Source organism: Bradyrhizobium sp. BR 1432 (assembly GCF_051547705.1).
GTDB lineage: Bacteria > Pseudomonadota > Alphaproteobacteria > Rhizobiales > Xanthobacteraceae > Bradyrhizobium > Bradyrhizobium zhanjiangense.
The window spans coordinates 492,353-512,047 of record NZ_JBPUGF010000004.1; the positions used below are offsets into that span (position 1 = coordinate 492,353).

At 65.9% G+C, this 19,695-nt stretch carries 17 protein-coding genes and 1 pseudogene; 6 read left to right on the forward strand and 12 right to left on the reverse strand.

The window, feature by feature from the left end:
• Positions 1 to 30: 30 nt before the first annotated feature.
• The 7 genes and pseudogenes from ACSKB8_RS43245 to ACSKB8_RS43275 form a co-directional block, all read right to left on the reverse strand.
• On the reverse strand, positions 31 to 783 hold the full coding sequence (locus ACSKB8_RS43245; protein ID WP_091894228.1) for a hypothetical protein: 753 nt from the start codon (positions 781 to 783) through the stop codon (positions 31 to 33).
• Positions 784 to 978: 195 nt separating this feature from the next.
• Positions 979 to 2,225, reverse strand: a pseudogene (locus ACSKB8_RS43250) (M48 family metallopeptidase).
• A 33-nt stretch (positions 2,226 to 2,258) separates the two neighbouring features.
• Positions 2,259 to 2,819 (reverse strand): LemA family protein, encoded by a 561-nt coding sequence (locus ACSKB8_RS43255; RefSeq protein WP_091894224.1) that lies wholly within the window; start codon positions 2,817 to 2,819, stop codon positions 2,259 to 2,261.
• Between the two features lie 137 nt (positions 2,820 to 2,956).
• Positions 2,957 to 3,937 (reverse strand): small ribosomal subunit Rsm22 family protein, encoded by a 981-nt coding sequence (locus ACSKB8_RS43260; protein WP_438111529.1) that lies wholly within the window; start codon positions 3,935 to 3,937, stop codon positions 2,957 to 2,959.
• A gap of 169 nt (positions 3,938 to 4,106) precedes the next feature.
• Positions 4,107 to 7,571, reverse strand: a complete 3,465-nt coding sequence (gene smc, locus ACSKB8_RS43265; RefSeq protein WP_438111531.1) for a chromosome segregation protein SMC — start codon at positions 7,569 to 7,571, stop codon at positions 4,107 to 4,109.
• A 216-nt stretch (positions 7,572 to 7,787) separates the two neighbouring features.
• Positions 7,788 to 8,459: a DsbA family protein gene (locus tag ACSKB8_RS43270; RefSeq protein ID WP_438111533.1), complete on the reverse strand. Its 672-nt coding sequence runs from the start codon at positions 8,457 to 8,459 to the stop codon at positions 7,788 to 7,790.
• A gap of 137 nt (positions 8,460 to 8,596) precedes the next feature.
• Positions 8,597 to 9,088 carry a DUF721 domain-containing protein gene (locus ACSKB8_RS43275; RefSeq protein WP_438111534.1) on the reverse strand — a complete coding sequence of 164 codons (492 nt, stop codon included), beginning with the start codon at positions 9,086 to 9,088 and terminating at the stop codon, positions 8,597 to 8,599.
• A gap of 161 nt (positions 9,089 to 9,249) precedes the next feature.
• On the opposite strand from ACSKB8_RS43275, the gene mutY reads away from it, so the two are divergent.
• Complete coding sequence (mutY, locus tag ACSKB8_RS43280) at positions 9,250 to 10,350, forward strand: A/G-specific adenine glycosylase (RefSeq protein WP_438111536.1); 1,101 nt, start codon at positions 9,250 to 9,252, stop codon at positions 10,348 to 10,350.
• 69 nt (positions 10,351 to 10,419) lie between these two features.
• Positions 10,420 to 10,839 (forward strand): PaaI family thioesterase, encoded by a 420-nt coding sequence (locus tag ACSKB8_RS43285; protein ID WP_128935578.1) that lies wholly within the window; start codon positions 10,420 to 10,422, stop codon positions 10,837 to 10,839.
• Positions 10,840 to 11,032: 193 nt separating this feature from the next.
• Here ACSKB8_RS43285 and ACSKB8_RS43290 read toward each other — a convergent pair whose 3' ends face one another.
• A complete protein-coding gene (locus tag ACSKB8_RS43290) occupies positions 11,033 to 12,313 on the reverse strand; it encodes a flavin-dependent oxidoreductase (protein WP_438111538.1) in 1,281 nt (426 codons plus the stop codon).
• 128 nt (positions 12,314 to 12,441) lie between these two features.
• Here ACSKB8_RS43290 and ACSKB8_RS43295 point away from each other — a divergent pair, with 128 nt between their 5' ends.
• The gene (locus ACSKB8_RS43295) at positions 12,442 to 13,062 is read left to right on the forward strand and encodes a glutathione S-transferase family protein (RefSeq protein WP_438111540.1); all 621 of its coding nucleotides are present in this window, start codon (positions 12,442 to 12,444) and stop codon (positions 13,060 to 13,062) included.
• A 92-nt stretch (positions 13,063 to 13,154) separates the two neighbouring features.
• Here ACSKB8_RS43295 and ACSKB8_RS43300 read toward each other — a convergent pair whose 3' ends face one another.
• Complete coding sequence (locus tag ACSKB8_RS43300) at positions 13,155 to 14,078, reverse strand: LysR family transcriptional regulator (RefSeq protein WP_438111542.1); 924 nt, start codon at positions 14,076 to 14,078, stop codon at positions 13,155 to 13,157.
• Between the two features lie 91 nt (positions 14,079 to 14,169).
• Between ACSKB8_RS43300 and ACSKB8_RS43305 the strand changes: the two genes are divergently transcribed.
• The 3 genes from ACSKB8_RS43305 (at position 14,170) to ACSKB8_RS43315 (ending at position 17,060) form a co-directional block, all read left to right on the forward strand.
• A complete protein-coding gene (locus tag ACSKB8_RS43305; RefSeq protein WP_438111544.1) occupies positions 14,170 to 14,613 on the forward strand; it encodes a nuclear transport factor 2 family protein in 444 nt (147 codons plus the stop codon).
• 5 nt (positions 14,614 to 14,618) lie between these two features.
• Positions 14,619 to 14,834, forward strand: a complete 216-nt coding sequence (locus ACSKB8_RS43310) for a DUF1127 domain-containing protein (protein WP_438111545.1) — start codon at positions 14,619 to 14,621, stop codon at positions 14,832 to 14,834.
• 216 nt (positions 14,835 to 15,050) lie between these two features.
• Positions 15,051 to 17,060: a HAMP domain-containing methyl-accepting chemotaxis protein gene (locus ACSKB8_RS43315; RefSeq protein ID WP_438111547.1), complete on the forward strand. Its 2,010-nt coding sequence runs from the start codon at positions 15,051 to 15,053 to the stop codon at positions 17,058 to 17,060.
• A 55-nt stretch (positions 17,061 to 17,115) separates the two neighbouring features.
• Here ACSKB8_RS43315 and ACSKB8_RS43320 read toward each other — a convergent pair whose 3' ends face one another.
• The 3 genes from ACSKB8_RS43320 to ACSKB8_RS43330 all read right to left on the reverse strand — a co-directional run bounded on the left by ACSKB8_RS43320 (position 17,116) and on the right by ACSKB8_RS43330 (position 19,466).
• Positions 17,116 to 17,802, reverse strand: a complete 687-nt coding sequence (locus ACSKB8_RS43320) for a glutathione S-transferase family protein (protein ID WP_438111549.1) — start codon at positions 17,800 to 17,802, stop codon at positions 17,116 to 17,118.
• A 130-nt stretch (positions 17,803 to 17,932) separates the two neighbouring features.
• Complete coding sequence (locus tag ACSKB8_RS43325; protein ID WP_438111551.1) at positions 17,933 to 18,259, reverse strand: hypothetical protein; 327 nt, start codon at positions 18,257 to 18,259, stop codon at positions 17,933 to 17,935.
• 172 nt (positions 18,260 to 18,431) lie between these two features.
• Positions 18,432 to 19,466 carry a site-specific DNA-methyltransferase gene (locus ACSKB8_RS43330; protein WP_438111553.1) on the reverse strand — a complete coding sequence of 345 codons (1,035 nt, stop codon included), beginning with the start codon at positions 19,464 to 19,466 and terminating at the stop codon, positions 18,432 to 18,434.
• Between the last annotated feature and the right edge of the window lie 229 nt (positions 19,467 to 19,695).

Consider the following 19,695-nt stretch of genomic DNA (forward strand, 5'->3'; position numbering starts at 1 on the left):
AATCCAGCCGTATCAGCCCTGCTTGCGCAACTATTTTTCGCTGTTGCGGGTGACGGGTTTCGAACCGACGATGTCGGTCAGCCGGATCCGATCGAACTCGCTCCAGACATTCGCGAGCCAGTGCCGGACATAGCCGCGCAGCACGAAGGAATAGTTCGCAGCGTCGTCGTTCATGCCCTTGTTTGCGACGAATTTCAGGAACGGGACGGAGGAGACCTCGACCTGCTCATAGGCCATTTCATTGAGCTTGGGGATGGTCAGCTCGGTCGCGTCCTTGATGCGGTGGAAGTAGGAATTGTAGGTCGACTGGTCCCATTGGAAGAACTGGGTGTCGTTGATGAAGTTCTTGACCAGGAAGTATTTTGCGCCGGCCATGAAACCCGCGGTCTCGGCGATCTCGTCCAGCGAGGCGATCGAGGGTCCTAGGATGTGGAACACCGCGAAGGTGATCTGGCCGGCCTTGGCGGCGTCGAGGAAACCGATGTCGCGCAGTGACGCCAGTGCCGGCGAGAGCAGGCCGGCGCGGACGTCGATCACGGTCACCGACGGGCTCGCCGCGTTGAGCGTGTCGAAGATCTTCATCTGGTCGGCCGTCGTCATCATGTCGACGATCTCGGTGATGTCGGGGTGGAAGCGCTTCAGCGTTCCGCGCGGCGACTCCGTGTCGAACGCACGCGTCGGCACGTTGTTGGCGGAAAAATAATCGAGCAAGGTACGCGACACCGTGGTCTTGCCGACCCCGCCCTTGTCCGCGCCCACCACAACCACTGCCGGCTTTGCCATTGCTGTCCCCTAACGCGCGCCCCCGATCGCGAGGTCGCAATCGGCCGGGCCCCAAATCGATGTCCCAAGTCTGCTGTTGGGCGTGAACATGGCAGAAACAAGGGAGAATTCAATTCCGTAGGCCCCAGTTACGGCAATTCCCGAGGTTTTTCCCAATCGCAGTGAAACTCGCCGCGTGTGGCGGGAATCAGGTGCTCAATGGCGGCCCCAAGGCCCCATAGAGTTACCCATAGAATTACCCATTGGATTGCCCGCCGGGTTGCTGGGGGCGGTTCCGGAGGGATTGGGTGCGGATACGGGCGGCGGGCTGGCCGATCCGTCGGCGTCATCCCACGGGCCATGGCGCAACGGCGGCGGGGCGTCCTGCCGGTCGGCTTGCGCCCCCAGCTCCTCCGTCTCCTCCGTGAGCGTCGGCAGGGGCCGGGGTCGCGGCCGCCGGCAAACCTGACCAGCGCGTCGACCCGGGACTGCACCGAGGGGTGGGTCGCGAACAGATCGGCAAAGCCCTCGCGCGGGTTGTCGACGCAGAGCTCCATCACCGCCGAGGTCGCGCCGGGGAGCTCGCCGCGGCCCTCGATCTTGCGCAGCGCCGAGATCATGGCGTCGGGGTCTTTCGTCAGCTCGACCGAGCCGGCGTCGGCGAGATATTCGCGCGACCGCGACAGCGCGAGCTTGACCACCTGCGACAGCAGCCAGGCCAGCACGATCAGCACGACCGCGATGATGATGACGATGATTGCGCCGCCGCCGGAGCTCTTGCTGTCGCTCGACGACGAGGACGACCGCGACGACGAGGAGGAGCCTGAGGACCACGAGCCGCCGGAGCTGGGGCTCCAGTCAAAGCTCGTGAACAGGCGGAAGAACAATTCGCCGAAGAAGCCGACCACGCCGGCGATGATGACGGCGACCACCATGAGCTGCACGTCGCCGTTCTTGATGTGGGTCAGCTCGTGGCCCAGCACTGCCTCGAATTCCTTGTCGTTCAGCGCATCGAGGAGACCGGTGGTGACGGTGATGGAATATTGCCGCGGATTGAGGCCGGTCGCGAACGCGTTCAGCGCCGGGCTCTCCATGATCTTCAGCTTCGGCATGGTGATGCCGCGCGAGATGCAGAGGTTTTCGAGCAGGTTGTAGAGCCGCGGCTCCTCCTGCCGCGTGACGTCGTGGCCGCCGGTCACGGCGTCGATCATCGACTGGTGGAAGAAATAGGCGATCGCGATCCAGGCGATCGCCGCCATGGTCGCGAACGGCGCGGCTTTGAGCAGGTCGGCGAAGGCGCGGCTCAGATAGTAGGCCACCGTGCCATTGCCGTTGATGACGACCTCGGCGACCAGCGCGCCGGCATAGACCAGCACGTAGACCAGCATGAACAGGCCGGCGAGCAGCAGCATCGAACGAAACTTGTTCGAGGCGATGTGCGTGTAGAGACCATACGCGGCCATGACGCGGGTGCCCTGCCGGCCTATCGGCTCAAATCAGAACTTCACCTGCGGCGCCGCCTCGACCTCGGTGCGGCTGGTGCCGAGATCGAAGAACTCCTTCCTGGTGAAGCCGAACATGCCAGCGAACAGCGCAGCGGGCATCTGCTGGATGCCGGTGTTGTATTCCTGGACCGCATTGTTGAAGAAGCGGCGGCTCGCCGCGATCTTGTTCTCGAGGTCGGAGAGCTCGGATGCGAGCTGCTGGAAATTGGCGTTGGCCTTGAGGTCGGGATAGGCCTCCGACAGCGCGATCAGCCGGCCGAGCGCGCCGGACAGCTGGTTCTCGGCCGCGGATACCTGCGCCGGTCCCTGCGCCGACATTGCCGAATTGCGCGCCTTGATGACGTCGTCGAGCGTGCCGCGCTCATGCGAGGCATAGCCCTTCACCGTCTCGACCAGGTTCGGGATCAGGTCGTGGCGCTGCTTGAGCTGGACGTCGATGTCGGCAAAGGCCTGGCCGACGCGCTGGCTCAGCGCCACCAGGCGGTTGTAGGCGCTGAAGGCGAACAGCACGAGGACGACGATGACGCCGAGAACGATCCAGCCGGTCGACATGGAGAACTCCTGAGGGGGAAGAAGGCGGGCGCTAGGGTAGACCAAATTGGCGCGAAGCGAGAGCCCGGCGCAGAGGGGAGGTAAGGCTTGGTCGGATCAGGAACCACCCAAGTTCAAGGCCAAAGTGCCGGACGAGGTTAACTTTCGGACATGATCGCATCGCCCCAGCGCCAGCGCCGGGCGTCCGCATAGGCGGGCTTGTCGCGTCGTGGGACTTTCGTCAGCGCGATCCCAGCCTCGGTGCAGAGCTTTGCATTGATCTCGGCCTTGCCGACATCAGGTGGCGTCAGCACGCGAGCGGCGCGCGCGGCGGGCGGCGTGCGGGTCAGGGCGACGTAGATGAAGCGCTCGTCCTCGAATGGCACCTCGGCGCCCTTGATCTGCCGGTGCGCCTGCGAGCGCGGCAGGCGCTGGGAGAAATGGCACCAGTCGGGCGCGATGAGCGGGCACGGTTTTTCGTGTGGGCAGGGGGCGGCGACGTAGGCGCCTGCCGCGATCAGCTGCTGGCGCAGGGCGAGGATGCGCGCGTAGCCGGCTGGCGTACCGGGCTCGATCACCACCAGCGCGTGGCGCGCTTTCGCCCACATCGCGTCCGCGAGCTTGCGCTGGTCGCCTTCGTTGAGCTCGCCGATGATGTAGCTGGCAACGACGAGATCGGCTTGCGAGACCTCGGCGAGGTTACCGCCGGCATCCCCTGGCAGATAGCGGCACTCCGCCAGCCGCGTGCTGTCCCGTGCCAGTTCAAGCGCGAGCCGGCTGAGCGAGGCGTTGGCGTCGAGTAGGGTGAAATCCTGCAGCGACGGAAACGCCTCGGCAGCGGCCCAGCTGGCGGTGCCCGGACCTGCGCCGACGTCCAGCAATGTTTCCGGGGCGAAGCCCGGCGCGATCTCGGTCAGCGCATTCAGGCTTGCGGCCACCGCCGCATACGTCGCCGGCATGCGCGCCAGCGCATAGGCAAGCGCATCGGCCTCCGATTTGATCGTGGCGGAGCCGCCGCCGGCGCGATAGGCGGTCGAGATTTTCTGCGAGCGTTGTGCGGCGTCAGTGCGCGAGAAGCCCTGGAGCTTGCCGTCGAGGGCTGCTTTCAGTTCGGCCGGGAGGGTGGGTCCGATCATCATCCGCGGTCATGCCCCGCGCAGGCGGGGCATCCAGTACTCCGAGACAGTGCCGTTCGACTGAGACGCCGCGGCGTACTGGATCATCCGCCTTCGCGGATGATGACGTCAATGGTTGTGGCGCGAGATTCCGGGTTCTCGCTTTGCGAGCCCCGGGCCGACGGCAGAGATATCACGCCACGTTCTGGTCGAGAATGTCCACGGCCTCTGCGAGGCTCACCGACACCAGCTGCGAGACGCCGCGCTCGGCCATGGTGACGCCGAACAGCCGGTTCATCCGCGCCATCGTGATCGGATTGTGCGTGATGATGATGAAGCGCGTGTCGGTCGAGCCGGTCATCTCGTGCAGCAGGTTGCAGTACCGTTCGACGTTGTGGTCGTCGAGCGGCGCGTCGACTTCGTCCAGCACGCAGATCGGCGAGGGGTTGGTGAGGAACACCGCAAAGATCAGCGCCATCGCGGTCAGCGCCTGCTCACCGCCCGAGAGCAGGGACAGCGTCTGCGGCTTCTTGCCCGGCGGCTTGGCGATGATTTCGAGACCGGCCTCCAGCGGGTTGTCGCTCTCGATCAGGTGCAGCGCGGCCTCGCCGCCGCCGAACAGCTCGACGAACAGGCGCTTGAAGTGGTTGTTGACGATCTCGAACGAGGTCAGGAGCCGCTCGCGCGCTTCCTTGTTGAGGCTCTGGATGCCTTGGCGCAGCCGCTTGATGGCCTCGACCAAATCGTCGCGCTCGGTGACGAGGCCGGTGTGCTGGGTCTCGACCTCGCGCAGCTCTTCTTCGGCGCGCAGGTTGACTGCGCCCAGGCGCTCGCGGTCGCGGCGCATCTTTTCGAGGTCTTCCTCGATGTCGTGCAGCGGCGGCAGCTCGGCGCCGGGCTCGATCTCGGCGAGGCCGGCGACGGCCTGCGGCTCGACTTCGAGCATGTCGCGGATCTCGCGCTCGATGTCCTCGAGCCGGCGCCGCGCGCTTTCCATGCGCTCCTCGGCGCGGGCGGTGGCCTCGCGGGCGCTGGAGAGCGCCTCTAACGTCAGCTTCGCGACGCGGTCGGTCTCGGCCATCGCGGATTCCGCGGTGGCGAGCGCGTCGGCGGCCATCCGGCGATCGTTCTCGGCGTATTCGATCTCAGTGATCAGCGCGCTGCGCTTCTCGGCGAACACGGCCGGTGCGTTTTCGAGCTCGCTGCGCTCGATCGTCAGTTCGGCGATGCGGGCCTGGATGGTGTCGATGTGGGAGGCCGCGCTCTCCTTGCGGTTCTGCCACTCGGTGCGCTCGGCCAGGATCGCCTGCACGCGGCGGTCGGCGAGCTCCGCCTCGCGGGCCAGCGCCTGCGCCTCGGCGCGGACCTGAGCGGCCATGCGGCGATGGGCTTCGATATCGCTGCGGACGGCGGCGAGCCGGTTCTCAGTGTCCTCGCTCGACGGCAGTTCGGAGATGCCGGCCTCGGCGTATTCGTAGGCCGCCTCGGCCTCGGCACGGTCGGCGGCGAGACGGCTGTGCGCTTCCGACAGCGTCGCCTTGCGTGCGGCGTGGCGGCTGATCTCGCGCTCGGCGCCAGCGTGGCGCTCGCGGGCGACGTTGAGCTCGCGCTGCGCGGCCCGCCAGGCTTCGCGGCTGGCACCTTCGGTGCTGGCGGCCATCTGCAGCTCGGACTCGGCATTCTCCAGCGCCTGGCGCTTGATCTGCGCGTCGATGCGGGCCTGCTCCAGCTCGTTCTCGATGTCGACGAGGCGGGCGCGTTCGGCGAGCCGCCGCGCGGCGCCGGTCGGGGCGTGGGCCGCGGCGACAAAGCCGTCCCAGCGCCAGACGTCGCCCTCGGGCGAGACCAGCCGCTGGCCGGTCTTGAGCTGCGAGACCAGCTCGGCGCCGCGCTCGCGCGGCACCACGCCGATCTGCGCCAGGCGTCGCGCCAGCTCGGCCGGCGCCTGCACGTGGTTGGCGAGCGGCACGACGCCTTCGGGCAGCTCCGGATCGCCGTCGGTGACGCCGGCATTGGTCCAGCGCATCGGCGCCGACGGATCGACCGGCGCGTCGAGGTCGTCGCCGAGCGCAGCGCCGATGGCCTTCTCAAAACCCTTGTCGACGGTGATGCCGTCGATGATCGGCGGCCACAGATTCTTGGTCTCGCCGTTGACGATCTTCGAGATCGTGCGCGCCTCGGTCTCGAGCCGCTGCACGCGCTTGTCGGCTTCGACCAGCGGCGAGCGCGAGGATTCCAGCGTCTGGCGCGCGGCGACATGGGCGGCTTCGCTCGCCTGCGCCGCGGCTTCCGAAGCGGCCAGCGTCTGCTCCGCGGTCTCGACCAGAGCGGTCAGCTCGTTGAGATCGCCGAAGCCGCCGGTCTCCTGCGCAAGCTTCTGCTCTTCCGCCGCGACACTCGCGATCTCCTGGTCGAGCCGGGCGAGCTTGTCGCGATGGGTGCGGACATTGGCTTCAAGCTGGTTGCGCTTGGCGGTGAGGTCGGCGAGCGCGGTGGTGAGCTCGGCGAAGCGCTGCTCGGTTTCGGTCAGCACCGCTTCGGCTTCCGCGACGCGCTCGTCGACGCCGGAGCGCTTCTCGACGCGCGACTTGATCTCTTCCTTCAGCTCGGCGTCCTCAGCGTCGAGCCGCTGCAGCGCGACATCGGCATCCATGGTCTGCTGCTGGGCGCGCGAGATGTCGCCCTCGAACTGGGCGAGGCGCCGCTCGAGCTCGGCGACGCGCTCCTTGGCGCGCTCTTCCTCGCGGTCGAGCTGCTCGCGGGCATTGGTGAGGCGCTGCAGCCCGGCGGCGGCGCGCGCTTCGGCATCGCGCAGCGCCGGCATCTCGGCGGCGCGAATGGCCTGGATGCGGGCGGCTTCGGCCTGGTGCTGGGTGCGCTCGGCCATCTCGCGGACCGCGAGATCGTGCGTCTGCCCGGACTCGTCGACGTCGGCATGGGCGCCGATCCAGCGCAGGTGGAACAAGGTTGCTTCGGCCTTGCGCACCTTGGCCGCGACCTCGCGGTAGCGCACGGCCTGGCGGGCCTGCTTCTTCAGGCCTTCCATCTGGCCGGAGAGCTGGCCGATCACGTCCTCGACGCGGGTGAGGTTGGTTTCGGCCGCCTTCAGCCGCAGCTCGGCCTCGTGACGGCGGGCGTGCAGGCCGGCGACGCCGGCGGCGTCTTCCAGCACACGGCGGCGCTGCTCGGGCTTGGCCTGGATGATTTCGCCGATCTTGCCCTGGTGGACGAGGGCGGGCGAGCGCGCGCCGGTGGCGGCATCGGCGAACAGGATCTGCACGTCGCGGGCGCGCACGTCGCGGCCGTTGATGCGATAGACCGAGCCGGCCTCACGCTCGATGCGGCGGGAGACTTCCAGAAGCTGGCTGTCGTTCATCGCCGCCGGCGCGGTGCGATCGGCATTGTCGATCGTCATCGTCACTTCGGCGTGGTTGCGTGCGGGACGGTTGCCGGAGCCGGCGAAGATCACCGCGTCCATGTCGGCGGCGCGCAGCGACTTGTACGAGGTCTCACCCATCGCCCAGCGCAGCGCCTCGACGAGATTCGACTTGCCGCAGCCATTGGGTCCGACCACGCCGGTCAGGCCGGGCTCGATAACGAAGTCCGTGGGCTCAACGAAGGACTTGAAACCGTGAAGGCGCAGGCGGGTGATTTTCATAAGCACGCATCTCTGTTGGCAGGCGCGAATCCCCTGCCGGGACAATACCATGGAAGGCGTTGTCGCTGTCTGGGCGAGTCGCGCGAGGCGGCTCGTGCGGCGGACAATGGCCGCGGTGCGCCGCGAGGGCAACCGGCGAAAGCCGTTTTTCCCAAGGGATTTATGCCGGGAATGATACGGCTTTAGATGCGCGAATCAGGATTGTGGCGTTGCGAATCAGCTCTTCAGCAGCGGATTGATCTTCTTGGCGAACTCCTCGAACGAGGCCTCGCCCTTGATCTTCTCGCCGTTGATGAAGAAGGTCGGCGTCGAATCCACCTTCAGAACGTTGCTGGCGTATTTCTGGTCCGCGGCGATCTTGTCGAGCAGCGACTGGTCCTTCAGGCAGGCCTCGACCTGCTGCTGGGTGAGGCCGGCCTGCTTGCCGATCCGCGTCAGGGTCTCGGTGGTGTTCTTCATCACCCAGTCGCTCTGCTGGCGGAACAGCATGTCGGTGACCGCGAAATATTTCGGCGCGTCGTCCTTGGCGATGCAGCGCGACAGCATCGAGCCGGCGGCGGCTTTGATGTCGAGCGGGAACTCGCGGAAGATGTAACGCACCTTGCCGGTGTCGATGTATTCCTTCTTGATCTTGGGGAACACCTGCTCGTTGAAGGCCGCGCAGTGCGGGCAGGTCATCGAGGCGTATTCGGTGATGGTGACGGCGGCATCCTTCGGGCCGAGCGCCATGTCGGGCAACGACACCGGCTTGGCCACATCCGCGGCGGATTGCGCCATTGCTTCAGGGATCATGGCCTCGGAGATGAATCGCAGCGGCGAGAGCCCGGCGAGCGCGGCAAGCCCGGTCAGCGACAGCATCGTGGTGAAGGCGCGGCGGGTGATGATCAAGGTCGGCTCCCGGATTGGCAAGGTGTCGCCCAGGGGTCTAGCGAGTTCCCGCCTGGGCGGCCTGTCGCTAGCTTGAAACGTCGTGTGAGGCAATGGCGAGCGGCAGCGACGGGTCCAGATTAGCGGCGGAATAAGGCTCAATTTCGCTTGATGGCGGCCCCGAGCCGCGCCAGCGCGGTCTTGAGTTGTTCATCTTCGATATCGCCCAGGCTCTCCGCCACCTTGGCCACCGCTTTGGGATCCGGCGGGCCTGGCCGTGCCGGCCGCCGGGCGCGCGACAGGGGGGCCTGGCGGAAGGCCAGCTTGCCGACCGCGCTCCAGCCGAAGAAGCGGTTGACCCGTTCCAGGATCACATCGGCCGAATGCTGGATCTCCAGCGCCATCGGCCCTTCGACCCGCAGCACCAGCGTCGCCGGCTCCTGCGGCTGGCCCTCCACCGGCCGCGGCCATTGCATCTTCAAGGGCTCGGCATGGGCCGCGATCTCCGGCCCGGCGATCTCCGCCCACCGCGTCACCAACTCGCGCGCCGCAAAGCCCTGCTTGGCATAGGCCTCGGCAAAGACGTCGTTGAGCAGGAGCGAGAGCGGCTTGGCGCTGATGGGACCGGGCTTGGGAGGGAATTTGGACATCGGGCCCTTATAGCACCGTGCGCGATGCCTCAGGAACTGCTGCCGTCATGGCCGGGCTTTGTCACGGCCATCCATGTCTTGCCGCGAAGAAAGACGTGGATGCCCGCGACAGGCGCGGGCATGACGTGGAGAGACCGGCGCGTTGCCGCTACAGTGTAGCCATGAGCCCCAGATCTGCCCTCATGGCCAAGTCGGAACCAGTTCAGTCGAAAGCCTCATCGCGCCCGAAACTCCTACTCGCTTGGTACGACCGCCACCGCCGCCGGCTGCCCTGGCGGGCAGTGCCGGGCGAGGCAACGGACCCTTATCGCGTCTGGCTGTCGGAGATCATGCTCCAGCAGACCACGGTAAAGGCGGTCGGCCCTTACTTCGAAAAATTCGTCGCGCGCTGGCCGGACATCACGGCGCTGGGGCGGGCCTCGCTCGACGACGTGCTGCGGATGTGGGCCGGGCTCGGTTACTACTCGCGGGCGCGCAACCTCCATGCCTGCGCGGTCGCGGTGACGCGCGAGCATGGCGGCGTCTTTCCCGACAGAGAGGAAGGCCTGCGCGCGCTGCCGGGCATCGGGCCTTACACGGCGGCCGCGATCGCGGCGATCGCGTTCGACCGCCGCACCATGCCGGTCGACGGCAACATCGAGCGGGTGGTGTCGCGCCTGTTCGCGGTCGAGGAAGAGCTGCCACAGGCCAAGCCGCTGATCCAGCAGCTGGCCGCGACGCTGCTGGCCGCCTCCCGGGCCGGCGACAGCGCGCAGGCACTGATGGATCTCGGCGCCTCGATCTGCACGCCGAAGAAGCCTGCCTGCTCGCTGTGTCCGCTCAACGAGGATTGCAACGCGCGTGCGCAGGGCACGCAGGAAACATTTCCGCGCAAGGCGCCGAAGAAGAGCGGAACGCTTCGGCGCGGTGCTGCCTTCGTCGTCACGCGCGGCGATGAGCTGCTCGTCCGCTCAAGACCGGAAAAGGGCCTGCTCGGCGGCATGACCGAAGTCCCCGGCTCGGATTGGCTCGCCGGCCAGGACGATGCGGCGGCGAAGCTGCAGGCGCCGGAGCTGAAGGGGCTGACGCGCTGGCAGCGCAAGGTGGGCGTCGTCACCCACGTCTTCACGCATTTTCCGCTGGAGCTGATCGTCTACACGGCGAAGGCGGAGGCCCGCACCCGCGCGCCCGGGGGCATGCGCTGGGTGCCGATCGCCACGCTTGCCGGCGAAGCGCTCCCCAACCTCATGCGCAAGGTGATCGCGCATGGATTGGATCTCTAGCGCCCACCCTGCTGACATCATGCTGGCAGCAGGCCTGCGTTATCCCCTTCGACGGCAACGGAGGTTCGTATGGTCAAGACTGCGCTGGACAACTTTCGAAAGCCGCCCTGCGCCGAGCTATTGGGCTGGCGCCTGCTCGATGCCCGCCCGCAGGAGGGCTGGATCAAGCTCGGCTTCGAGGGCAAGCCGGAGTTCTGCAATCCCGCAGGCTTCATCCAGGGTGGCATGCTCTCGGCCATGCTCGACGACACGATGGGCCCGGCCGTGCTCGTGATGAGCGAGGGCCGGCTCTACACCACCACCATCAGCATGACCGTGAATTTCCTCAGCCCGGCAAAGCCCGGCCCGATCATCGGTGAGGCCAGGGTGACGCAGCTCGGCAAGACCATTGCGTTCGTCGAGGGCAAGCTGACGGCGGAGGACGGCACCGTGCTGGCGACGGCGAGCGCGAGCGAGCGGCTGCTGGAGGCGGCGAGGGTGGTGAAGTGAGGTGTGCACCGCTCTCTCACTCCCTCGCCCCGTTCTTACGGGGAGAGGGTTGGGGTGAGGGGCTTCTCTCCACACGGGAGATTGTCGAGAGACCTGTACCCCCTCACCCGGATTGCATCTTCGATGCAATCCGACCTCTCCCGCAAGCGGGGCGAGGTGAAGAGGAGCCCGCGGCTCGACGATCAGCAAAAACTCACGCCCCCGCCCGCTCCGCGCCTGCGTTCACGATCGCCGGCTTGGCATTCAGCGCCTCGACCTGGAATCCCGCGACACGCTTGTAGTTGGCGGCGATGTCTTCCAGCTCCTTCTGCGACAGCACGTCGGTGACGAGCTCAAAGCCGTCGGGCGCGCGCTCCTCGACCAGCTGCATCACCTGCTCGGGGCCATTCTTGCGGTTGAGCAGGACGAGGTCGGTGGTCGCGGGCCGCCGCTCGGCCTCATAGGCGAGCAGCGCGGCTTCCGTCGGTCCATGCGCCAGGATTTCGCGCGTGATGACGCGTGCATCGAGGATCGCCTGCGAGGCGCCGTTCGATCCGATCGGGTACATCGGATGTGCGGCATCGCCCATCAGCGTGACGCGGCCGAACGTCCATTGCGACACCGGATCACGGTCGACCAGCGGATATTCATAGGCGTGCGGGCAGTTCTTGATCAGGCCGGGCACGTCGAGCCAGTCGAACGTCCAGCTCTCGAACCAGGGCAGAAACTCCTCCAGCCGCGCGGTGCGGTTATAGTCCTCGCGGCGCCATTGATAGGTCGGCGGCATGTGGCGCTCGGCCACCCAATTGATGAGGTGATTGCCCGCCGCATCCGGCTCTTTCGAGATCGGGTAGCAGACGAATTTCAGGATCTCGTGCCCGGCCATGATCATGGTGCGGCCACTGAGGAATGCTTTGGCCGGCGTGACGCCGCGCCAGAGGATGCGGCCGTTCCAGATCGGCGGGCCTTCGCCCGGGTACAGCTTTTCGCGCGCGGCGGAATGGATGCCGTCGGCGGCGATCAGGATCGCGCCGTCGTAGGTCCCTGCGGGTTTGCCGGTCGCCTTGTCGATGAAGTCGGCGCGCACGCCATCCGCCGTCTCGGTCCAGCCGGTCAGATGATGGCTGGTGAGCATGTTTTCGCGGCCGAGCCGCTCGACCGTGGTGTCGAGCAGGAGTTGCTGGAGCGTGCCGCGATGGATCGAGAATTGCGGCCACTTGTAGCCGGCCTCCAGCCCGCGCGGCTCGCTCCAGATCGGCTTGCCGTGCTTGGAGAAATAGGCGAGCTCGCGGGTGCGCACGCCGCTGGCATCCAGCTTGTCCATCAAGCCGAGCTCGATCAGCTCGCGCACCGCATGCGGCAGCACGTTGATGCCGACGCCAAGCGGCTTCAATTCCGCGACGCTCTCGAACACTTTTACGGGAACGCCGATTCCGTGCAGGCTGAGCGCAAGCGTCAGCCCGCCGATGCCGCCACCGGCGATGAGTACCGTCATGACAAAACCCCTCCGACTGCGGGCGTCTTGGCATAGGCGGGCGGCGGTGGGCAACTGCGAAGAGGAGCTCGTGCTATGGACCTGACGGCCGACAGCCGCTAATTTCCAGCTTTCCTAGGAGGTCCGACATGCTCAAGCTCTATTACGCCACCGGCACCTGCGCGCTCGCCACCTACCTCACCCTGGAGGAGGTTGGCGCCGACTACACGGCCGAGCGGCTGAGCTTCAAAGACAACCAGCAGAACAGTCCGGACTATCTCGCGATCAACCCGAAGGGCCGCGTGCCGGCCCTGGTGACCGATCGCGGGATCCTGACCGAGACGCCGGCGATGCTGGCTTATATCGCGCAGACCTTTCCCAAGGCGAAGCTCGCGCCGCTCGACGATCCCTTCGATTTCGCCCAGGTGCAGTCGTTCAACTCCTATCTCTGTTCGACCGTGCACATCAACCATGCCCACAAGATGCGCGGCGCGCGCTGGGCGACGCAGGAGAGCTCGTTCGCGGACATGAAGGCGATGGTCCCGAAGACCATGGCGGCCTGCTTCGCCCTGATCGAGCAGAAGATGTTCAGAGGGCCCTGGGTGATGGGTGAGCAGTTCACGATCTGCGATCCCTATCTCTATACGCTTTCGACCTGGCTCGAAGGCGACAGCGTCGACATCAATGCGACGCCGAAGATCGCCGATCACTTCAAGCGCATGTCGGATCGATCCGCGGTGCGCAAGGTGATGGACGCGCAGAAGGCGTAGGGGCTCTTGTAGGGTGGGCAAAGGCGCGAAGTGCCGTGCCCACCATCTTCCCACGATTGTGAGAGCGGTGGGCACGCTTCGCTTTGCCCACCCTACGAGAGCTTGCGCTTGGCTTGCTCCAGCTCCCGTCCCGTCTCCAGCATCAGCCGTCGCAGCCAGATCGAGCCGGGGTCCATCTGCGCGCGCGTCGGATGGAACATGAACTGCTCGTCGATCCCAGGCTCGAGCGGCGGCGTCACCGTGACGAGGCCGAGCTGCTTCGACAGCGCCGCGATCAGCCTTCGCGGCACGAAGGCGACGAGGTCGGTGCGGGCAGCGACGTGCAGCGCTTCGAGATAGCCTGCCACCACCAATGAGATGTGCCGCTCGATGCCCTTGCTGCGCAGCCAGGTGTCGATCAGATCCTCAGCGCTGCCGCGGATGATGACGCCGACATGGCGTGCGGCCAGGAACGTTTCGCGCCGCGTCAGCTTCGCAGCCATCGGATGGCCGCGCCGCACCGCCAGCGCGTCGCTGTCGGTGTAAAGCAGCTGGCGGTGAAATCCCTTGAAGGCGTTGCCGATCGAGATCACGAGGTCGATGGTGCGGGCGAACTCGGCGTGGAAGATCGCAGATCCGCGCCACGGCACAATCTCGATGCGGACGTTGGGCGCAAGGCGCGTCACCTTCTCCATCAACGGCGGCATCAACAGCTCTACCGCCAGATCCGGCATCATCAGGCGAAATTGCCGTTCGCTGCGCGTCGCGTCGAAATCCTCAGGCACGAACAACCCGCGCACCTGATCGAGCGCGTGGGCCAGCGGTGCGCGGAGCGCCTCGGCCCGGGGCGTCAGCTCCATCCGCGCGCCGGTGCGCACCAAGAGCGGATCGCCAAAGATGTCGCGCAGGCGCTGGAGCGCATGGCTCGCCGCCGGTTGCGACAGGCCGATCCGAAGTGCGGCGCGGCTGACATTGGCCTCGCGTAGCAGTGCGTCGAGGGCAGTCAGCAAATTGAGGTCAAGCGAATTCAAATTCATGAGGTGAATAGATAACATATTCGCTATCGATTTGAAGAATTCTCGTTGAGCGGCGATGTTCTCCGTGTTGCCACCAAAAGGAGATGCCGCCATGAGCGCGAGCGCCAACAAGAAACTGATGCAGGATATCTTTGCCGCCGCCGCCAACCCTGATCCCGCCGCGCGCGATCGTGCGCTGTTCACCGCGAGCCTTGCCGACGACGCCAAATGGGTCGTGACCGGGCAATATTCCTGGTCGCGCACCTTTTCGGGCAAGGAGGCGATCCTCAACGATCTGCACGGCTATGTCCGCACCCGCCTGCGTGACCGCACGCGCACGGTCGCCCACCGCTTCATTGCCGATGGCGACATCGTCGTGGTGGAAGCCAAGGGCGACAACGTCACGCCCGAAGGCGTCCGTTACGACAACGACTATTGTCTCGTGTTTCGCCTCGAGGACGGCAAGATCAAGGAGATCCGGGAATATTGCAACTCGGTCCTGACCGAGAAGGCACTCGGTCCTTTTCCGCAAGCGGGCGCGGGGGCTGCGAGCTGACGAACTTGAGCTGCATCACGTCCGCCGGCCGATCTCGTCCGTCAGAGCCGGTGATGATCGTGCGGGCCTGGCAGGCGCTGGTCGAGATGGTTCGTACCAGCCGCGAGCGGTCTCGGGCACGGTGTCAGCTCGCCGCCATGACCGAACGGGAGCTGCAGGACTGTGGGATGAGCAGGGCGGAGATTGCGTACGAGCTGGAGAAGCCTGTCCGGCGGAAGTAGGGAGCGGGAGCAACTGCCGACAAAATCAGCAGGTTTTGTCGGCGCTGCCGCGGCTCTGCGCGAACAATTGGAAGGTTCAATTAACGAGTGTCCCCCATTGTGTCGCGGTGCAGCGTGAGTCGCAAAGACGCGACACGCGGCTGCCGGGGTGGCCGGTGACGATCGCCGGAATCGTTCGGCCGCTCGAAGTGAAATGCATCTGGGTGGACAGTGGGAATGCCGAAGTTTCGTTTGCGGATCAGGGGACGCCTGTACGCAGGCTTCATGGCCCTCGTGGCGGTCGGTCTGGTGATGGCGGTGGTCGCCGTCTGGAATTTGCGGGCGGTGCAGGATCAGGTCGCAAGACAATCCGCGCTCTCGGACAGCACGGCGCGGGTGCTGGAGATATCGACCCATCTTCAGGCGATCCAGCGCGCCAATCTGCGTTACGTCTATGACGCCAACGAACCCGCGATGAAAGAGGCGCAAGAGCGGGAGACCGCGGCGACCGAGCTGTTGCAGGTCGGGGCGAAGGGCACGCTCTCGGAGGAGCGGCGAGCGCTCTACAACGGCCTCATCGGCGACATCGCCAAGATGCGACGCCTGCGTGACAATCTCGGGGATGCCGTCAACGAGGCGAGAACGGGCAAGGCGACGCTGCTGCCGAGCGGGGAGGAGTTGGCCGTCAAGATGGGCAAGCTGGTCGATGCGGCGCGCGCCGCCGTCGATGAAGACACCGCGGCCCTGGTCGCCGACCTCGAATCCAGGATCCTCCTTGTCCGGGTCGCAAACTGGCGTTTCCTGGCCCTGCGCGACGCGCAGGGACCGGCGAATTTCAGGGCGAGTGTGGACAGGGCGGCGCAACGGCTCGCGGCGATCGAGAAAAGCCCGCAGGCCGCGGACTTGCGCGCCACGCTCGCGCCGGTGAAGACCTCGCTTGGAATCTACAAATCCGCGTTCGAGACGACATCGGCCGCGATGCTTCAGGCCGATGAGATCTATCACAAGAACCTCGCGCCCCTCATTGTCGAGAGCATCGGCAAACTCAAGGCCGCAGAAACGACGCTGAAGAAGGACTATCAGGAATCGCGCAACCATGCCGCAGCCGTGATCGCCGGCACGACGACCGTTCAGGAGATCGCCGGCGGTCTCGCCATCCTGTTCGGCGGCATCGTCGCCTTCCTGATCGCCCGCAGCATCGTCGGTCCCCTGACCTCGATGACGCGTGCGATGGGGCGGCTGGCCGGCGGTGATCTCGAGATCGAGATTCCCGGGCGCGGGAAGGCCGACGAGACCGGCGACATGGCCAAGGCGATCCAGGTGTTCAAGGACAACATGATCGACACCGAGCGCATGCGCGCCGAGCAGGCCGAGCTCGAGGCGCGGCAGGCCGAGAGCCGCAAGAAAGACATGGTCAGGCTCGCCGACCAATTCGAGCAGGCTGTCGGCGAGATCGTCAACACCGTGTCGTCGGCGTCGAACGAGCTGGAAGCCTCCGCCGGCACGCTGACCACGACCGCCTCGCGCGCCCAGGATCTGTCGACCGAAGTGGCATCCGCATCGCAGGAAGCCACCGCCAACGTGCAGGCGGTCGCCTCCGCCACCGAGGAGCTGTCCTCCTCGGTGAGCGAGATCGCCCGCCAGGTGCAGGAATCCGCCCGCATCGCGGGCGAGGCCGTCGGTCAGGCGAGCAGGACCAACGACCGCGTCGGCGAGCTCTCCAAGGCGGCCGCCCGGATCGGCGACGTGGTCGAGCTGATCAGCACCATCGCCGGCCAGACCAATCTCCTCGCGCTCAACGCCACCATCGAGGCCGCGCGCGCGGGCGAAGCCGGTCGCGGCTTCGCCGTGGTCGCCTCCGAGGTCAAGGCGCTCGCGGAGCAGACGGCGAGGGCGACCGGCGAGATCGGCCAGCAGATCGCCAACATCCAGGCCGCCACCGAGCAATCGGTTGGCGCCATCAGGGAGATCAGCGGCACCATCGAGCGGCTGTCGGAGATTTCCTCGGCGGTCGCCGCCGCCGTGGAAGAGCAGGGCGCCGCCACGCAGGAAATCTCCCGCAACGTGCAGCAGGCCGCTCACGGGACCCAGCGCGTCTCGACCAATATCGGCGACGTGCAGCGCGGCGCCTCCGAGACCGGCTCGGCTTCGTCGCAAGTGCTCTCGGCGGCGCGCTCGCTGTCGGCCGACAGCAACCGCTTGAAGGTCGAAGTCGCCAGGTTCCTGGAGACGGTTCACGCCGCCTGAGCTTTAAAAGCAAGAGGCCACGCGCATGCGCGTGGGCTCGAAGAACGGCGCGCGATCAGGCCACTTTCGTTTTCATGTGCTTGAACATGTTGGCTCTCGCCTCCTCGTCCATCTCGGCCTTGAAGGTGAACTTGTCCTTCAAGGCGATGGCGCGCGCCGCCGCGGGCCGTGCCGAGATCTCGTCCACCAGTCGCTTCACGTTCGGGTATCGCGCGAAGGCGTCGTCGCCGAGCTTGAACGGCACCATCCGCGCCCAGCCCCACAGCGCCATGTCGACGATCGAATAGTCGTCGCCGACCATGTAGCGGCGGCCTTTGAGGTGACCGTCGAGAACCCTGTAGTGGCGATCGGTCTCGTACTGGTAGCGGTTGTGGGCGTAGTCGTGGTTCTGGTCCTTCGGCGCAAAATGCTTGAAGTGCACGGCCTGACCCGAATAGGGCCCGACGCCGGTCGCGATGAACATCAGCCACGACAGCGTCTCGCCGCGCACGCTGGCGGCGGGCAGGAATTTTCCGGTCTTCTCGGCGAGATAGGGCAGGATGGCGTTCGAGTCGAACACGATGGTGCCATTGTCATCGATCGCCGGCACCTTGCCGTTCGGATTGATCTTGAGGAACTCCGGCGAGAACTGCTCGCCCTTGCGGGTGTCGACCGCGACCGGCTCGAAGGGCAGGCCGGACTCTTCGAGATAAAGCGCGACCTTGGTCGGGTTCGGCGATCCGTTGAAATAGAATTTGAGCATCGATCATCTCCCCAGGGAGTTGTTGCCGAGAGCGAGCGCAGCATCATTGCAGCGAGGCCGCTTGTCTTGCCCGAACCTTTCGGAAGCGCAACCGGCGAGTTTGCCGGGCGGTATCTGCGCGCAGCGCAGATCAGGCGGCGTAACAGAGGCCGATCGCCGCCGTAATGATCATCGCCGCACCGACCGCTTCCGGCCGCAGGCCGAGTCGCGTGGCGAGATGCATATCGGACGCCCGCGCCTTGCGCTCCGTTCCGCGCGCGTAACCGTGCACGATGACGTCGTGATTGAAATTGTCGTGGGCCTCGTTGCTGCTGGCGAGCCCGACGCAGACCACGAGCACGCCGAACAAGGCGAGGCCGAAAAATCCCAAGAGCGCAATCAGGAACATCGGAAACATGCCGAGCAGGAAGATCGGCAGCAGCGGCAGCAGCAGCAATGTCTCGGACTGTCGTCGCATGGGAGGACCGGTCGGGACGAGACTGATCGGGCGAATCTAGTCCTGGCTGTGGCGGCATTCAAGCAGCTGTAGGGTGGGCAAAGGCGCGAAGCGCCGTGCCCACCGGGTCCTAGACGGCATTCGAGATGGTGGGCACGCTTCGCTTTGCCCACCCTACGAGATCACGATCGGATTACTCCGCCGCCATGCCAGCGCGGATCTCCGCGCGCAGCTCGTCGATCAGCTTGAGGCCCTTCTTGGTCTCGACGTGCCAGAAGGTCCAGCCGTTGCAGGCGGCCGAGCCTTGCGCCACGGCGCCGATGCGGTGGATCGAGCCGACCTTGTCGCCCAGCATGATGGCGCCGTCGGCGCGCACGAGGGCGCCGAGTTTCTTCTTGGCATCGAACAGTTTCGTGCCGGGCATGATCATGCCGCGCTCGATCAGCTCGGAGAACGCGACCCGCGGCGCCTCGCGCGCGGTCATGAATGGGGCGAGGCTCTGTTCCGGCAGCGGCTCGACCGCCGCGATGCGGGCTTCGGCCGCCTTCGCATAGGTCTTGTCACGCTCGAAGCCGATATAGGAGCGGCCGAGACGCTTTGCGACCGCGCCGGTGGTACCGGTGCCATTGAAAGGATCGATCACGAGATCGCCGGGCTTGGATGAGGACAGCAGCACACGCGCGAGCAGGCCCTCCGGCTTCTGCGTCGGATGAACTTTCTTGCCGTCGGCGCCCTTGAGGCGCTCCTCGCCGGTGCAGAGCGGGATCAGCCAGTCGGAACGCGCCTGCACGTCCTCGTTCGCGGCTTTGAGGGCCTCGTAGTTGAACGTGTAGCCCCTGGCCTTCTCGTCGCGCGCGGCCCAGATCATGGTCTCGTGCGCGTTGGTGAAACGGCGGCCGCGGAAATTCGGCATCGGGTTGGTCTTGCGCCAGACGATGTCGTTCAGGAGCCAGAAGCCGAGGTCCTGCATGATGGCGCCGACGCGGAAGATGTTGTGATAGGAGCCGATCACCCAGATCGTCGCCGACGGCTTCATCGCGCGGCGGGCGGCAAGCAGCCAGGCGCGGGTGAAATCGTCATAGGCTGAGAACGAATCGAATTTGTCCCATTCGTCGTCGACGGCATCGACATGGGATTCGTCGGGACGCTTGAGATCGCCCTTAAGCTGAAGATTGTAGGGCGGATCGGCGAACACGAGGTCGACCGAACCGGCCTGAAGCTTCGACATCTCGGCGACGCAATCGCCGAGGATGATGCGATGCGAAGGGGACTCAAAATTTGTGCGGGGCGCCCTTGCAGACGCCCCGCGACGCGAACTCTACCATGAACTCAAGAACTCTGACTCAGGCGACGCTGTCGGCGACGCGGGACCAAACAACCGACTGACCGATACATTGAAGCGGCAAAGTAAAAATCGACTTAACCCGCCGCTTTCGTGAGCAGCCTCCGCATCGCGC

Excerpts from the sequence above, each read along its gene's own strand:
- ACSKB8_RS43260 (WP_438111529.1), bottom strand. The coding sequence starts at position 3,937 with ATGATGATCGGACCCACCCTCCCGGCCGAACTGAAAGCAGCCCTCGAC.
- ACSKB8_RS43255 (WP_091894224.1), bottom strand. The coding sequence starts at position 2,819 with ATGTCGACCGGCTGGATCGTTCTCGGCGTCATCGTCGTCCTCGTGCTG.
- ACSKB8_RS43295 (WP_438111540.1), top strand. The coding sequence starts at position 12,442 with ATGCTCAAGCTCTATTACGCCACCGGCACCTGCGCGCTCGCCACCTAC.
- ACSKB8_RS43290 (WP_438111538.1), bottom strand. The coding sequence starts at position 12,313 with ATGACGGTACTCATCGCCGGTGGCGGCATCGGCGGGCTGACGCTTGCG.
- ACSKB8_RS43315 (WP_438111547.1), top strand. The coding sequence starts at position 15,051 with ATGCCGAAGTTTCGTTTGCGGATCAGGGGACGCCTGTACGCAGGCTTC.
- smc (WP_438111531.1), bottom strand. The coding sequence starts at position 7,571 with ATGAAAATCACCCGCCTGCGCCTTCACGGTTTCAAGTCCTTCGTTGAG.
- ACSKB8_RS43285 (WP_128935578.1), top strand. The coding sequence starts at position 10,420 with ATGGTCAAGACTGCGCTGGACAACTTTCGAAAGCCGCCCTGCGCCGAG.
- ACSKB8_RS43320 (WP_438111549.1), bottom strand. The coding sequence starts at position 17,802 with ATGCTCAAATTCTATTTCAACGGATCGCCGAACCCGACCAAGGTCGCG.
- ACSKB8_RS43300 (WP_438111542.1), bottom strand. The coding sequence starts at position 14,078 with ATGAATTTGAATTCGCTTGACCTCAATTTGCTGACTGCCCTCGACGCA.
- mutY (WP_438111536.1), top strand. The coding sequence starts at position 9,250 with ATGAGCCCCAGATCTGCCCTCATGGCCAAGTCGGAACCAGTTCAGTCG.
- ACSKB8_RS43245 (WP_091894228.1), bottom strand. The coding sequence starts at position 783 with ATGGCAAAGCCGGCAGTGGTTGTGGTGGGCGCGGACAAGGGCGGGGTC.
- ACSKB8_RS43330 (WP_438111553.1), bottom strand. The coding sequence starts at position 19,466 with ATGTCGAAGCTTCAGGCCGGTTCGGTCGACCTCGTGTTCGCCGATCCG.
- ACSKB8_RS43325 (WP_438111551.1), bottom strand. The coding sequence starts at position 18,259 with ATGCGACGACAGTCCGAGACATTGCTGCTGCTGCCGCTGCTGCCGATC.
- ACSKB8_RS43305 (WP_438111544.1), top strand. The coding sequence starts at position 14,170 with ATGAGCGCGAGCGCCAACAAGAAACTGATGCAGGATATCTTTGCCGCC.
- ACSKB8_RS43275 (WP_438111534.1), bottom strand. The coding sequence starts at position 9,088 with ATGTCCAAATTCCCTCCCAAGCCCGGTCCCATCAGCGCCAAGCCGCTC.